At 39.5% G+C, this 15,157-nt stretch carries 11 protein-coding genes and 1 pseudogene; 9 read left to right on the top strand and 3 right to left on the bottom strand.

Going from position 1 to position 15,157, the window contains the following annotated elements:
* Nucleotides 1-23: 23 nt before the first annotated feature.
* The 4 genes from C9J36_RS00535 to C9J36_RS00550 all read left to right on the top strand — a co-directional run bounded on the left by C9J36_RS00535 (nt 24) and on the right by C9J36_RS00550 (nt 5,292).
* A complete protein-coding gene (locus C9J36_RS00535; RefSeq protein WP_066170475.1) occupies nt 24-1,871 on the top strand; it encodes an SLC13 family permease in 1,848 nt (615 codons plus the stop codon).
* Nucleotides 1,872-2,024: 153 nt separating this feature from the next.
* Nucleotides 2,025-3,143 (top strand): ABC transporter, encoded by a 1,119-nt coding sequence (locus C9J36_RS00540; protein WP_066170471.1) that lies wholly within the window; start codon nt 2,025-2,027, stop codon nt 3,141-3,143.
* A gap of 12 nt (nt 3,144-3,155) precedes the next feature.
* Entirely contained in the window at nt 3,156-4,367 is a 1,212-nt protein-coding gene (locus C9J36_RS00545) for an ABC transporter permease (protein WP_107941856.1), read from the top strand.
* A gap of 13 nt (nt 4,368-4,380) precedes the next feature.
* Complete coding sequence (locus C9J36_RS00550) at nt 4,381-5,292, top strand: ABC transporter ATP-binding protein (protein ID WP_107941858.1); 912 nt, start codon at nt 4,381-4,383, stop codon at nt 5,290-5,292.
* Nucleotides 5,293-5,437: 145 nt separating this feature from the next.
* On the opposite strand, the gene ahpF is transcribed toward C9J36_RS00550, so the two are convergent.
* The gene (gene ahpF, locus C9J36_RS00555; protein WP_107941860.1) at nt 5,438-6,967 is read right to left on the bottom strand and encodes an alkyl hydroperoxide reductase subunit F; all 1,530 of its coding nucleotides are present in this window, start codon (nt 6,965-6,967) and stop codon (nt 5,438-5,440) included.
* A gap of 152 nt (nt 6,968-7,119) precedes the next feature.
* Nucleotides 7,120-7,683: an alkyl hydroperoxide reductase subunit C gene (ahpC, locus tag C9J36_RS00560; RefSeq protein WP_107941862.1), complete on the bottom strand. Its 564-nt coding sequence runs from the start codon at nt 7,681-7,683 to the stop codon at nt 7,120-7,122.
* A 691-nt stretch (nt 7,684-8,374) separates the two neighbouring features.
* Between ahpC and C9J36_RS00565 the strand changes: the two genes are divergently transcribed.
* The 3 genes from C9J36_RS00565 to C9J36_RS00575 are packed head-to-tail and all read left to right on the top strand — an operon-like array spanning nt 8,375 to nt 11,237.
* On the top strand, nt 8,375-9,643 hold the full coding sequence (locus tag C9J36_RS00565) for a polysaccharide deacetylase family protein (protein ID WP_107941864.1): 1,269 nt from the start codon (nt 8,375-8,377) through the stop codon (nt 9,641-9,643).
* Nucleotides 9,644-9,663: 20 nt separating this feature from the next.
* Nucleotides 9,664-10,161: a sigma-70 family RNA polymerase sigma factor gene (locus C9J36_RS00570; RefSeq protein ID WP_107941866.1), complete on the top strand. Its 498-nt coding sequence runs from the start codon at nt 9,664-9,666 to the stop codon at nt 10,159-10,161.
* On the top strand, nt 10,158-11,237 hold the full coding sequence (locus tag C9J36_RS00575; RefSeq protein WP_107941868.1) for a S26 family signal peptidase: 1,080 nt from the start codon (nt 10,158-10,160) through the stop codon (nt 11,235-11,237). The genes C9J36_RS00570 and C9J36_RS00575 overlap by 4 nt, the downstream gene beginning before the upstream one ends.
* 245 nt (nt 11,238-11,482) lie before the next feature.
* Here the strand turns inward: C9J36_RS00575 and C9J36_RS00580 are convergent, their stop codons facing one another.
* The gene (locus C9J36_RS00580) at nt 11,483-12,952 is read right to left on the bottom strand and encodes a response regulator transcription factor (protein WP_107941870.1); all 1,470 of its coding nucleotides are present in this window, start codon (nt 12,950-12,952) and stop codon (nt 11,483-11,485) included.
* 226 nt (nt 12,953-13,178) lie between these two features.
* Here C9J36_RS00580 and C9J36_RS00585 point away from each other — a divergent pair.
* Nucleotides 13,179-13,478, top strand: a pseudogene (locus tag C9J36_RS00585) (YjiH family protein); the annotation flags it as partial.
* 15 nt (nt 13,479-13,493) lie between these two features.
* On the top strand, nt 13,494-15,155 hold the full coding sequence (gene hutU, locus C9J36_RS00590) for a urocanate hydratase (RefSeq protein WP_107941872.1): 1,662 nt from the start codon (nt 13,494-13,496) through the stop codon (nt 15,153-15,155).
* Nucleotides 15,156-15,157: the final 2 nt, after the last annotated feature.

The raw sequence follows: 15,157 nt of genomic DNA on the forward strand, positions 1-15,157 counted from the left end.
ATAGCGAGAAGGAGTCGCAATTTATGCAATTAACATTAACATTTATTATTTTAATCGCGACAATTACTTTATTTGTAACGAATCGTTTTCGTGCGGATTTAGTAGCGCTGCTTGCGCTAATAGCCTTTGTCGTGTGCGGTATTTTGACGCCTGCCGAGGCACTTGTAGGTTTTTCGAATTCAGTTGTGATTATGATTGCTGGATTATTTGTAGTTGGTGCGGGTATTTTACGCACAGGGCTAGCGGGCATGGCAGGAAATCTGCTTTTGAAATGGTCTGGGGATAGTGAGCTCAAACTATTTATTTTACTGCTCGTAATCGTTGCAACAGTTGGGGCATTTATGAGTAATACGGGAACCGTTGCACTAATGCTACCAATCGTTGTAAGTGTTGCGATGAGCATACAAGCTAGTCCGTCCAAGTTTTTAATGCCACTGTCTTATATTGCAAGCATGTCAGGCTTGATGACATTAATCGCCTCGCCTCCAAATTTAATTGTTTCGCAGACTTTAGTTGATAATGGTTTTGACAAGCTAGGCTTCTTTACGATTACACCAATTGGTATTATTGCGACAATTACAGCGATTATTTATTTAGTTATAATTCGTAACAAGCTGCTGCCGAATGATAAAGAGCGTCTGCAAACGAATGCAGGCTATAAGTTATCGCCTAAAAAAATTGTGCAAGAATATGATTTGCATGATAAGCTTTTTTGCGTCAATGTGTCGGAGGGCTCAAGCATCGTGGGGCAAGGGCTAGCTGAGCTAAAGCTACCAGCAAATTATCATATTTTTATTATGAAAATTCAGCGTCGTGCTACAGAGGGAATTAATTTGCTGCCAATGACATATCAGGAGATGGCGGGCCCAACGAGTGTAATTCGACCAAATGACGCTCTTTATATTCAAGGAACACAGGAGGATGTTGAACGTTTTGCCACAGACTACCACTTAGCGATTGATTATATGACAGATGAACATGTTGAGGAGTTGATTTCGAAAAAAATCGGTGTGGCAGAGGTATTACTAACACCGCAATCAAGCTTAATTGGTGAAACGGTAAGCAAAATGGGCTTCCGTAAAAAATACAATTTAAACATTATAGGCATTAACCGCAAAGGTGACTATATACTGCAAAATATGGCGGAGCAAAGGCTGCGTTTTGGGGATGCTATATTAGTGCAAGGAACATGGGATGAAATTGATTTGCTGTCACGTGAAACACAGGATGTTGTCGTTGTAGGGCAGCCGCGTGAGCACGCGGGTGTGGCTGCAGCAACAGGGAAAGCGCCAATTGCTGGGGCTATTATGGCATTAATGGTTGGTTTGATGGTGTTTGAAGTGTTCGATGCTGTTATTTCAGTTTTAATCGGCGCTATTTTAATGATTGTCACAGGCTGCTTACGCAATATGGACGATGCCTACAATAAAATGAATTTTGAGAGTATTGTGCTCGTGGCGGCAATGCTTCCAATGGCAACAGCACTGCAAAAAACAGGGGGAATGGTGATTATTTCTGATGCCATCATTCGAGTGCTTGGGGACTACGGACCGTATGGCGTATTGCTCGGTATTTATATAGTGACAGTTGTTTTTGGTCAATTTGTCAGCAATACAGCAACAGCCGTATTATTTGCACCAATTGCAATGACGGCAGCCATCTCGATGGATGCCAATCCATACACATTTATGATTGCAGTTGCAGCAGCAGCTGGTATGGCTTTTGCGACACCAATCGCCTCACCAACGAACTCGTTAGTATTAACAGCTGGTGGCTACAAATTTATGGATTTCGTTAGAGTAGGTGTGCCGTTACAAATTATTATGTTTATCGTCATGATGATTGCTATCCCATTATTGTTTCCGTTTTAAAGGGGCGTCCGAAAAGCGTGCTAAAGCACTGCTTTTCGGACGCTTCATTTATGCTTCATTAAAATAATGGTCATTTAATATATGCGAGGTATTGTAAAAATCCGTACCAATTGCATCCAATTTTACTGTATAATAGCTTGCGGGAGGGATAAAATGATACGTGCATTAAAAGTGGGACTCAAGATTGAGTTAACGAATCGAAAAAACTTGTTTTTGTTGTTCATTGTTGCGCTTATTACGATAGGAATGATGTTTTATATCGAATCGCAATCTACGGGTAATCAAATTATTGAAAAGACGGGGGATTATTACTCTTCGCAGGCGGCGCTAACGAAGTTCCAAGTAGTTGATGCCTCAGATGATGGAGATGGCAGTGATTTATATAAAAATTTGAATAAGCAAAAAATTGCTGTTGCTCTACAAATTGCTGTATTAAAGATGAAAAATGATAGAGTTTATTACGAAACTTCTATTGAAATTGCTGAGCTACGCGCGGAGGCTTTTGAGTTAGAGGGATATGAAAAGGTAGCCTCCTTAATGCCATCGCGTATAAAAAATACATTGAACCATATGTATTTTTCCTATTTGTTAAAAACAGACAAGCCGGTAGCACAAAATCCGCTACAATATTTTCCGTTTTTATTACTGTTCTTTAGTATTGTTGGGGCAGGTTGGTATATTTTTATTAGTTTTTATACGAGCTCTATTTTGCTAGAGGATTTCGAGCATTCAAGCTTAATTAAAGGTTATCCGATACGTTTTGACCAATACATATTTACGAAATGTGTAACGCATTTTCTATACATATTGGCCTTTATTGCGGTCGTCTTTGTCTGCACATTGCCTTTAATATTTATGAATGGGCTGGGTGACGCGAGCTATCCGATTGCTGTTTATGTTGGGGAGCCAGCAATTTATTCGACACTTCATTATATCGCTCTAAGCATTGGCTATATGATTGTCGGGTCGATTTTCGCAATGTTGTTGTCTATTATTTTGAATGTAGTATTGAAAAATATGTATTTGACACTGTTTGTGCAAAGTATATTGTTCTTCTTGCCAGAGGTGTTTCCGTCGATGATTAGCTTCTTACCGTATAATCCATTCAATTTTTTGAATTTTAATAAAATTTTGAGTGGTTATCCTTTGGAACTTGCTCAGCCTGTAAGTTTAACGATGAATGTTGGGCTACTTGTCCTACTGATTAGCATCACACTTATGATGCTAATTATTAAAACATTCTTTTCTACAGGGAAAATAGCGAGAGCATAGGAGGGGACTACAATGTGGGCATACTTTAAATTTGAGCTTGTACAATTTTTTAAGAATAAGAAAAATATTGCGATTTATGTGCTGCTGCTATTCGCTGCACTGTTCTATGCAATTAAAATTGCACCTGCCTATGACCCGATTGAAAAGGTGGATGTAGATGAAATTGAGGCCCGTTATTTAACGAGAGAAACATTTATTCAGGAGATGGCAGATAGAAATTTACGCTTTGTACATCCCGCTGTGCGCTTTGCGCTAGACGTCTTTCATATGGTAAATCCATATGATCAAGAAAGACTTGAAGCGCTAGAAAGTGGCGATTTGCAAAAATATGCAGCGGCAACTAGTCAATGGTACTATATTACGAACAGTTTTACGTATCGTAGCGATTCTTTTTTCTACAACCCTCGCTATTATACATATGGCAATCAATATGCGCATGAGGACGCATTTTATGCCTATTTAGAAACCGGCAAACGCTTTGAGGAGTTTGCGAAAGCAGATTATGCTTTATCAATTCCATTATTTGAGCAACGGACAGCATGGCAAACAGTGGAGCGTTTAATGAAAGGTGCTTTACCAATTGTGCTTATTGTTTGCGTCTTGTTATTGGCAGTAGATATTGTGACAAAGGACCGTCTGCATCCATCTATACTGAAAGGTTTTCCAATTGCTGATTGGAAAAAGCTGTTGGTAAAAGGCTTTGTTACGTTTATTGGTAGCCTCGCTTTATTTGTGCCGTTAATAGCTGGCTTCCTCGTGATTGGGCTACAATTTGGCTTAGGGCATTTTGATATCCCAGTGCCACAATATATCCCAGATTATAAGGAGCAGCAGGAGGGCTTGTTTAAAATGATGTCTCTCGGCATGTTTTTAGTACAATGCTTACAGCTATTATTGCTATGGTTTATCGCAATTATTACAGTTGTATTGCTGTGCAGTGTGGTGTTGCGTAATGAAGTGATTAATTTAGGCATTGGCTTCGTTATTATTTTTGCAGAGTATTTTTACTTTAGTCGCGGTATTGGATTTTTGTGGGATATCGAAAATTATCCGACATCTTATATTCAAGTTGGACAAATTGCCTCAAAAATACGCAATTTCTATTATAACGATGACAATATGTCGGTATTATTAGGGACGAAGCTACTGACGGTTTCTATCATTGTGATGCTAGCTATTACATTATGTATCTCATTAAATAAACGCTTTAAATTGGTGAAGTAGGAGGGGAATTGAATTGATTGAACTGCAAAATATAAAGCTTAGCTTTAGTAGCAAGACAGTGTTAAATGATATTAGCGAAACCTTTCATCAAGGTGAGGTCATTGGGCTTGTTGCACCGAATGGAACGGGAAAATCTACTTTAATGAATGTCATGATGAATTATGTTGCACCTAATAGTGGAAAAGTGATATTTGAAAATGGTTTAACCTATTCAAGTAAAGCAAATGAGGTGAAAATTCATCAGCTAATTTCAATGATGCCTGACCAAAGCGATTTATATAACCATTTGAGCGGTCGTGACCATTTAAAAATCTATTGTACGATGTGGAAATCTGACTCGAAGCTTATCGACACAACGATTGCAGCATTAAACATGGGTCATTATGTCAATAAAAAAGCAGGCACTTATTCATTAGGGATGCGTCAGCGCCTATGTTTTGCAATGCAAATTGTTGCTAATACGGAAATTATGCTGATGGACGAAGTAATGAACGGACTTGACCCTATTAATGTAGAAATTATTTCAAACGTTCTTATGGAAAAAAAGGCGGAGGGTAAAATGATTATTATTGCCTCACATTTACTCGATAATTTAGAGAAATACGCGGATCGTCTATTTTTATTCAAAGATGGGAAACTAATGGATGTTGATGATATTGTTGAAGGTTTTAGTGAGCCAACAATGACAACAGTGCGCGTGAAAAATATGTCTAGTGATGTGAAGGTGGCATTTCAAACACGTTATCCAACGATTGCCCTGCAAACATTAGTTAATGATACGACCTTACTAACATTGGATAAAAAAGATGCCGAAACATTGGGAAGCATGACTGCCTATTTGGCTGAGCTACAGGTAAATGATTTTACATTTGGCAAAATAACCTTGAATGATTTATATGCGATGTATTATGGGGAGGAATCATAACAAATCGCCCATGTAGGATGGCGAATCGCCAATAGAACAAGAAGAACTGCCAATAGAATTAAGGAAACCGCCAATAGAACGTGGCAAGTCGCTGATAAATCAAAACAGCGTTCCGAATGCACTACTTTCGGGACGCTGTTTTTTATTAGTTACGAATTAAATAATCGAATGCGCCAAGAGCTGCTGTTGCGCCTGAGCCCATTGAAATAATGATTTGCTTGTAGGCACTGTCAGTACAATCACCCGCTGCAAATACGCCAGGCACGCTAGTCGACCCATGCTTATCTACAATAAGCTCGCCGAAGCGCGTACGCTCTAGTTCTTCGCCTAACCACTCTGTATTTGGTACAAGACCGATTAAAATAAAGACACCTTGTAAATCGATATGGCGCTCTTCGCCAGATTTAAGGTCTATGTAAGTAAGACCGTTCACTTTATCTGTACCTGTAATTTCTTTCGTTTGCGCTTGCGTCACAACTGTAACGTTCGGTAAGCTATATAGACGTTTTTGGAGTACCTCGTCTGCCTTTAATTCTGCGTTATACTCAATTACCGTAACATGCTTTACGATACCCGCTAAATCAATGGCAGCCTCAATACCTGAGTTACCACCACCGATTACGGCCACATCTTTACCAGCGAATAATGGACCATCACAGTGTGGGCAATAGGCAACACCTTTATTTTTGAATTCTGCTTCACCTGGTACACCTACATTGCGCCAACGAGCACCTGTTGATAAAATAACCGTTTTACTTTTTAAAACTGCACCGTTTTCAAGCTCAACTTCGATTAAATCTTTCTTTTCTAAACGTGTTGCACGCTGTAAATTCATAATATCGACCGGATAATCCTTTACATGCTCCTCAAGGCTTGCTACTACTCGTGGACCTTCAGTATGCTTCGTTCCGATAAGATTTTCAATCGATAACGTATCATTTACTTGACCACCAAAGCGCTCTGCAACAAGACCTGTACGGATTCCTTTGCGCGCTGCATAAACTGCGGCGCTTGCGCCAGCAGGTCCACCACCGACAACAAGCACATCGAATGGCTCTTTATTGTCGAATTCAGCAGCATCTGGGCCACTACCTAGCTTACCTAAAATTTCTTCAAGCGTCATACGTCCGCTACCGAAAGGCTCACCATTTAAGTATACAGTCGGTACAGCCATAATATCTTTGCTTTCAACTTCTTCCTTGAAAGCTGCACCGTCAACCATTGTATGTGAAATATTTGGATTTAATACACTCATAATATTTAGCGCCTGTACAACATCAGGGCAATTATGACAGCTTAAGCTAATATATGATTCAAAGCGGTACTCGCCCTGAATGGCTTTTACTTGCTCAATGACAGCTTGCTCTACCTTTGGCGCACGTCCACTTACTTGTAATAAAGCTAAAACAAGTGACGTGAATTCATGACCAAGTGGTACACCTGCGAAAACAATACCTGTATCTTCATTTGCGCGATTCACGCTAAAGCTTGGCGTGCGTGGGAGTGTAGCTTGCTCTACAGTAATATGTGATGACATTGATTTTAGTTCATCTACTAATGCGAGCATATCGCGTGAAACGTCATCTGAGCCAGCACTAACTTTTAGAACAATATCGCCTTCTAGTAACTCTAAATATTGGGCTAATTGTGCTTTAATATCTGCATCTAATAACATGAGGGAAAACGACTCCTTATTTTGATAAGTTTTAATAATAACGGGTTTTTACAAGCAAATAAGTTTTTAGCATGAACAATACCTTAATAAAAAACAAGTAGCTGTCTGAGAAGCTATTGCGTAAGCATGCTTTTCAGACAGCCTTCTTTTTCTTAGATTTTACCTACTAATTCAAGGCTTGGTTTTAATGTAGCAGAACCCTCTTGCCATTTAGCTGGGCATACTTCGCCTGGATTGTTACGTACGTATTGAGCGGCTTTAATTTTGTTTACTAATGTGCTTGCATCGCGACCGATACCGTCAGCATTAATTTCTACAGCTTGTACAACGCCGTCTGGGTCAATAATAAATGTACCACGATTTGCAAGACCTGATTCTTCATCTAAAACGTCAAAGATTGTAGAAATTTGATGAGATGGGTCACCAATCATGATGTACTCGATTTTCCCAATTGCTTCTGAAGAATCGTGCCATGCTTTATGTGTAAAATGCGTGTCAGTTGATACAGAGTATACTTCAACACCTAGCTCTTTTAATGTTGCATATTGATTTTGTAAGTCTTCTAATTCAGTTGGACATACGAATGTGAAGTCCGCTGGGTAGAAGCATACAATACTCCATTTACCTTGGAAGTTTTCTGATGATACATCGATGAATTCACCTTGTTGGAAGGCCTGTGCTGTAAATGGTTCTACTTTTTTACCGATTAATGACATAATAAATTTCCTCCTTGAATTTAAAAGACTGCAATAATTATTCTACACGAATAGACAGCAATTGAGAAATGAAAGGCATTATAAATTTTAGATAATAAATAAGGCAAGATATGAGAAGCCTAATAATGCCAAGGAATACTAAGTTATCTGTGCTAGTCAATTCATATTAATAATAGTTATTGCTTTTTTATAATAATTATTGCTTACAACTAAAATTATGGTAGAAAACCGACTGCTCTGTCAAGGTTATGATAACCCAAAAAAAGTACATTATACGGAAAGTTCGAAATTTGTTCATAAAGAGGGAGTTATCCGAAAAGTCCACTTTGTTTTGACACCGCATTGAAATCAATATTTTCATCGCTTCCCTTTTACTGAAGGATAACGCTGCTAAAGCCAATGTTTATCCCATTTTTAAAAGAGGTGTTCTCTGTTTATATGAAGCAACATCGCTACTGTCCAAAATGCCGGCTATGCACGGCTTTTTGGGCAGCCCCAGCTATTAAAAATCAATGATAAGATACTTGACTAGCTAATAGTTGATTTTTCCTCTGATTTGTTGATGCGAGACGGCTATGTAAGCTGAAATAGCTCCATTAAATAATTTTCATAAATAAACTTAAAAATTTTTGAAACTATTTCAGGAATTCTCCGTCTGTACGTTGCTTAAATGATAGATGGAGGTAAAGTGATGAAGAAAATTTATATGAATGGGCTACTACTGGTCGGCCTCATAATATTGATAATAGGTATAAATGCGAAATGGAATTCGTCTGTGGGAGATAGTAGCAAGGCATTTGCACAAACTGTTCAAAAGGGGTTACTTGTCACGGAAAGAGAATTTGAGCAAGTGCTAACACTACAACAGCGACAGCCGATTTATATGAAGGGTGACTCCTTTATTAAAATTGGCGAGTTAGAGGCAAACCAGCCTGTTGTCATTATTGGTCAGGATGAAGCTTATTATGAATTGCGATTGGGTAAAATAACAGCCTTTGTTCGAAAGGAGCAAGCAATTGTTGACAGGAAGAAGCTGACGGCATTTGTACATACGGAACGATTGGCAGCAATTAAAACTTTACAAAAAACAGTCGTTTATACTGAGGCTGATTTGCAAAGTGCCGCATTAATGCATTTGGAGGCAGACTATCGCTATCCAATCGTACATGAAGAAAAAGATTGGTATATTGTAAAAATAGGAGAGCGACCGGGATATATATATAAACAGTCAGTTACCTTAGATGAGGGGTTACCAGTACTTGTATATCATCATATATTGCCGAAAAGCTTGATGGAAACAACAAATAGTACAATATCATTAGAGGCTTTTGAACAGCAGATGAATTATTTAGCAGATAATCAATTTAAGACATTAACGACGCAGCAGCTTTATGATTATTTAGAGGGACGCCTTATTGTACCGATACATGCGGTGTTAATTACATTTGATGATGGTCTATTGTCTACACGAGAGTACGCCTATCCCATTTTAAAGCAATATGGGTTTACCGCGCTTCAGCATATTATTTCCTCGCGCACAAATAAAGCGCAGGGACTACAAAACTTTGATGCTACAGGACCACTACAGTTTTTTACAGCTACAGATTTGGCCGAGCTGGCAGATGTTTTTCAATTTGAGGCACATACGTATGATTTGCATTCACTTCATAATGGGCAGGGCATTGCTTTAGAAAATTCAAAGGAAGTGATTATAATGGACTTACAACGCAATATAGAGCAAGTACCAAATGCCATTTCACTAGCCTATCCATATGGGCATTATAATGAACAATTTATAGCGGCTGCTAAGGAGGTAGGGCTGTTAATAGGCTTTACAACAAAGGAGGGCTATGCCAATATGAGTAGCTCCAATTATGAGGTCAATCGTTTTGGAATGACAGAAAAGAGGTCATTTGAGCACTTTACTACTTATGTCAATGGTGAGATGATGTGGCCATAGAAAAGGGTGAAATTTCGTAAATGAATCAAATTGATCAGATTATTGATGAGCACTCACGTTATTTAGTACGCATTGCGTATTTATACGTGAAAAATTGGTCAACAGCTGAGGATATTGTCCAAGAGGTTTTCGTGACATATTTTCAAAAAAGCGATCAATTTCGCAATGAGGCATCATTAAAGACTTATTTAACTAAAATGACGGCCAATCGTGCAAAAGATTATTTACGTTCATGGAAGTATAAAAAAGATGTGTTATTTGATACAATTTTTACTTCTACAAAAGGCACAGAGGAAGTATTGCTAGAGCAGGAGCAATTAGCCTCACTAGAAAAAAATCTGTTCCAGCTACCATTAAAATACCGCGAGCCTTTAATATTATTTTATTATGATGAGCAGTCTATTGCGGAAATTGCAGCCTATTTGCAACTTAATGAAAATACAGTGAAAACAAGGCTGAGGCGAGCAAAGCAGCAATTAAAGGAGTTTTTTGAGGAAGAGGAGGTCGAAAGCAATTGAGCGATTTTAAACGCAAGCTTGATCAAATGATGGGCGACACATCAACACAGGAAAGACGAATCAAGCAACGTGTGCACGAAAATTTACGAGCGCCAGTTAAAAAACCTTCATGGCAAGTACCCTTTGTAACAGCGGGAATCGCTGTAATAGCGCTATTCCTTTTTATCACATTTAATCCGATAGAGCAGCTTTCATCAAATGAAGGACCGGGAACACCGTATGACCCACTAGATGATTTAGCGCAAATTTCGGCGCTACAAAAAAAGAAGCAGCTATCAGCAATTGATTATGAGCAATTTGGAAAGCTTTCACATTTTGAGCAGGTCGATGGACTGCATTATGTAGATAGTGAGGCATTTTCATTAGCAAACAGTTCGGATACTTTTCATACGGTTATTGAGCGCAAATCTAATTTATATGATGGTGTTGTTTATGAGGTAGGAGATATTGTACGTACAATGACAAATACGACGAGCCATTTGCCGACATATGCAGATGCATACTATGAGGTCGTTGCTGTTCCTGGTGATCGAATCGTGCTGAAAAATGGGGAGTTGAAAGTAAATGGAAAGCCTCTACAGTCCGAGTTATTAGATATCTACAAGGAGAATGGGGTTGAGATAGCAGGGGGCTATGACCAACTATTAAATGCAAGAGAATATTTTTTATTAAATCATTTTCCAGCTAGTGAAACGCTACAAGCTGGGACTATCACACCTGTTCATAAAATTTATGGCGAGGTTGTAGGGCTAGCAACAGAGGAAAATACGGAGTCAATTTATTTGGAAGGTGGACAATCAGGCATATATACGGCTGAGCAATACTTTGATTTATTTTTATATGATAGCCTTTTTGATGAAGGGAATTTAGCTCAGTCACTTATCGACCCTTCAACAGTATTTACACAGATGAATCGTTTAGGTGAGCTATTTTTAGAATCAGCTTATCGCAATGTTTCCTCTGTTTCTAATAATCGGGTGGAGATACGCTACCAATACGGGAGAGCTGGCGTTAACGAGCATGTGTTTTATATGGTGCAACAGCCAGATACAGGTAGATGGATAGTGAGTGAATGAAAAATGGGCGCCCAAAGTGCCGTGCAGTAGCCGGCATTTTGGGCGCTAGCGGGTGTGTTTTGGTAGAAGGTTTGCTTAGTAAAGTAGCGAGAGCTTTCTTTGAAAATGTTAGAAACACTGACTTTAGCAATATTTCTTTTAGGTAAAAAGGAAAGGACGTGAATCTATTTTTCTATCCCGTAAATGCCCGATTGGTTCAACTAACAATTAGTGGGGGATGAGTGAAACTTCCACTGATTGAAGTTTCACTTTCTTTCATTTTCCATTAGTTCTTTAATATTTGCTCGGTAACGATATGGTGTTGTGTTTTGGTGCTGCTTGAATACTTTAATAAAATAGTTAACGTCCTCAAAGCCGTTTAAATTTGCGATTTCTGTAATGGCTAAATCAGTTTCAAGCAAAGTGTTGCAGGCTGCTTGAATACGCACATTCTGAACATAGCGCTTAAAAGGAATGCCCTGCTTTTTTGAAAATAGGGTGCTTAAATAATTAGCGCTAATGCCGAGTTTACTAGCAACAGAGTGCAAGTTCAAAGTGCTATCGCTAAATTCACGTTGAATCAGCTCAACCGCTAGCTCACTATAATCCACCTTTAGCTGCTCCCGCGATTTTTCAACAGCATCCATTAATGTTTGGGTAAACAGCATCATTTCTTGCAAAATTGAATATAAAATAGGCCCCTCTAATATAAGGTGAAAAAGCTGACGATAATCTGCCTCGATGCTTGCCTGCTGCTGCAAATGGTATTTCATCATATAGCGACGCAGTTGAGCGAGTACACTAGTTAAATGAATGCGCACATCATCATGATGGTAAAACGTATTCGCCTTTGCTAATTGATAAAGGAAAGCTTTAATGGCTGTCGTATTTTTTTCCTCTAAGCTATGAATCCATAGCTGTTGCTCCTCTGGCGTTAGTAGTGGGTCAAGTCGTACGATTGAAAATTGCTCTGAGCTAAGGAAAATATGTTCATAGCCTTTGTAAAAGCGCTGAATAAGCACCTTTTTCACTTCATCATACATTTCACGTATTGTTGCATTCTCTCCATCGTATAATGCAATATTCATATATTCGCCGCTAACCACATGCCACTCCTGTATAAGTAAACGAAGCTGCTTTAATAATTCAGTACGTAAGGTATTTTCCACAACGCAAATAATGCGATTTTGTAGCGGTAATGCGGTCATTTCTTGGAATAAATGCAGCTCGATAAACCATTCATAAAGGCGTAAATTCGATTCGAAATGAGACGGCTCGATAATGAAAAATTGCTTTTGGCTAACATCAACAAGCGTCGGTTTTTTCAAATATAAATCAACATAGAGTTGCACATCTGAAGCCTGTGTGGTAGCTAAAGGAGCGGCACGGTCAATATTTAAAGCGAGTAAAGTCGACTTCAATTGCTCTAGCGGAATTGGTTTGACAAACAGTTGCGCTGCCTGTAATTGAATAGCCTTTGCCGCATGCTGGAAAATGGGCTGTGCGGTTAACGCGATGATATGTGGTTGGTGGCGCAGCAATAGCTTTTCGATAGAGGGTGTTAGCATTTCAATTTCAATGACCACCACATTTGGTTGCAATCGTTCAATAGAATTTTGCAATTGTGCCGTATCCTGCACATGCTCTACTTCCACATGGCTAGGGAAATAGTTTTTTATATACCAACTAATGCCTCGTGCCTCCTCAATATCCCGATCAATCAATAAAATACGCATATCATCACCCCTTAAAATCACTCTTTTCAATATTATTTCTATTTCTAATCGTAAATATGAATTAATTTCTTTAAATTTTACTATATTGTGCAATGTAAATCCATTTATTCAGAATTGAAAGAAATTTAAAGTGAGGATAGGGAAGGGGATGGAATGGTAAGCAACCAACAAACTGATAGTCAACAATCATTGATAGGGTTTCGACCAAAGCAGGCAATTAAAATGATTGTTTGTACCTTTCACGTGTTTATTACAAATACCAGATCCGATGTTAACTGCAAAAGCTTTATCGCTATCGATTGCAGAAATGCTTTTACCAGCACTGCTAGTAACACAGGCTGCGATGGTTACTAAGTTTATCGTGGCAGTTGTATCTATCTTGGCAATCCTATTTTTCTCGGCCGTTATTCCAGTTATTTTATCAACAGATATTCCGTTATCCATTCGCCAAATGATTATTATATGGTTTGAGCGGGTTGTCTTAACATTAATTTTAGTAACACCAATTGCATTTTTATTATTTTAAAGGGAGAGATTGAAAATGGCTTTTAAAACAAACATTAAAGCACCAAGAGGCAGTGAATTAACATGCAAAGGATGGACGCAAGAAGCGGCAATGCGCATGCTAATGAACAATCTTGATCCGGAAGTAGCCGAAAATCCAGATGAGTTGGTTGTTTATGGTGGTATTGGTAAAGCGGCGCGCAACTGGGAAAGCTATGAGCAGATTATCGAATCATTAAAGAAGCTTGAAAATGATGAGACATTAATTGTGCAGTCAGGGAAACCTGTTGCGGTATTCCGCACACATGAAAATGCGCCGCGTGTATTAATTGCAAACTCTAACCTAGTGCCTGGTTGGGCGAATTGGGATAAGTTTTATGAGTTAGAAGAGCGCGATTTAATGATGTATGGACAAATGACAGCAGGTAGCTGGATTTATATCGGTGCGCAAGGAATTTTACAAGGAACATATTTAAGCTTTGTAGAGGCAGGTAAAAAAGTGTTTGGCTCAGCAGATTTGCGTGGGAAATTCATTTTAACTGGTGGCATGGGCGGTATGAGCGGTGCGCAGCCACTTGCTGGTAAAATGGCGGGGGCAGTTATTTTAGTTGTGGAAGTAGACCGCGCAAAAATAGAGCGTAAAATGAAAGAAGCATACTGTGATTATTTAGTGGAAACAGTGGACGAGGCGATTGCGTTAGTGAATGAGCTACGCGAGAAAAAGGAGCCTGCATCAATCGGGCTTGTAGGGAATTGCGCGGATGTTAATCGCGAGCTATTAAATCGTGGGATTATCCCGGATTTCGTGACAGACCAAACGTCGGCACATGACCCAATTAACGGCTATGTACCAAATGGCATGACATTAGAGGAAGCGTTTGCGCTACGCAAAGCTGACCCGAAAGCCTATGAGCAAAAAGCGAAGGAAACAATGGCGGAGCATGTACGTACAATGTTAGAATTCCAACAAGCGGGTGCAGAAGTGTTCGACTACGGTAATAATATTCGCGCATATGCACAGGAAATGGGTGTAGAAAATGCCTTCGATTTCCCAGGTTTCGTACCAGCGTATATTCGTCCATTATTTTGTGAGGGTAAAGGTCCGTTCCGTTGGGCTGCGTTATCTGGAGACCCAGAAGATATTTACAAAACTGATGCATTAGCGAAGGAAATGTTCGCGGATGATGAAGGCTTAGTAAACTGGATTGATATGGCACAAAAAATGGTGAAATGGCAAGGGCTACCTGCACGTATTTGTTGGTTAGGCTATGGTGACCGTCATCGCTTCGCATTACGTGTCAATGAGATGGTAGCGAGTGGCGAGTTAAAAGCGCCAATTGTCTTTGGCCGAGACCACTTAGACTCGGGCTCTGTTGCTTCACCAAACCGTGAAACAGAGGGAATGCGCGACGGTACGGATGCAGTGTCAGACTGGCCATTATTAAATGCGCTTGTCAATACGGCGAGCGGTGCAAGCTGGGTGAGCTTACATCACGGTGGTGGTGTAGGAATGGGCTTCTCACAGCACGCAGGTCAGGTGCTTGTAGCGGATGGCAGTGAGCTAGCAGCGGAAAAAATTCAGCGCGTATTAGTGGCAGACCCAGGTATGGGCGTTGTGCGCCATGCCGATGCAGGATACGATATTGCAATTCGCACAGCAAAAGAAAAAGGCGTACAAATGCCGATGTTAAAGGACTGAGG

This window comes from Metasolibacillus fluoroglycofenilyticus, assembly GCF_003049645.1.
Lineage (GTDB): Bacteria > Bacillota > Bacilli > Bacillales_A > Planococcaceae > Metasolibacillus > Metasolibacillus fluoroglycofenilyticus.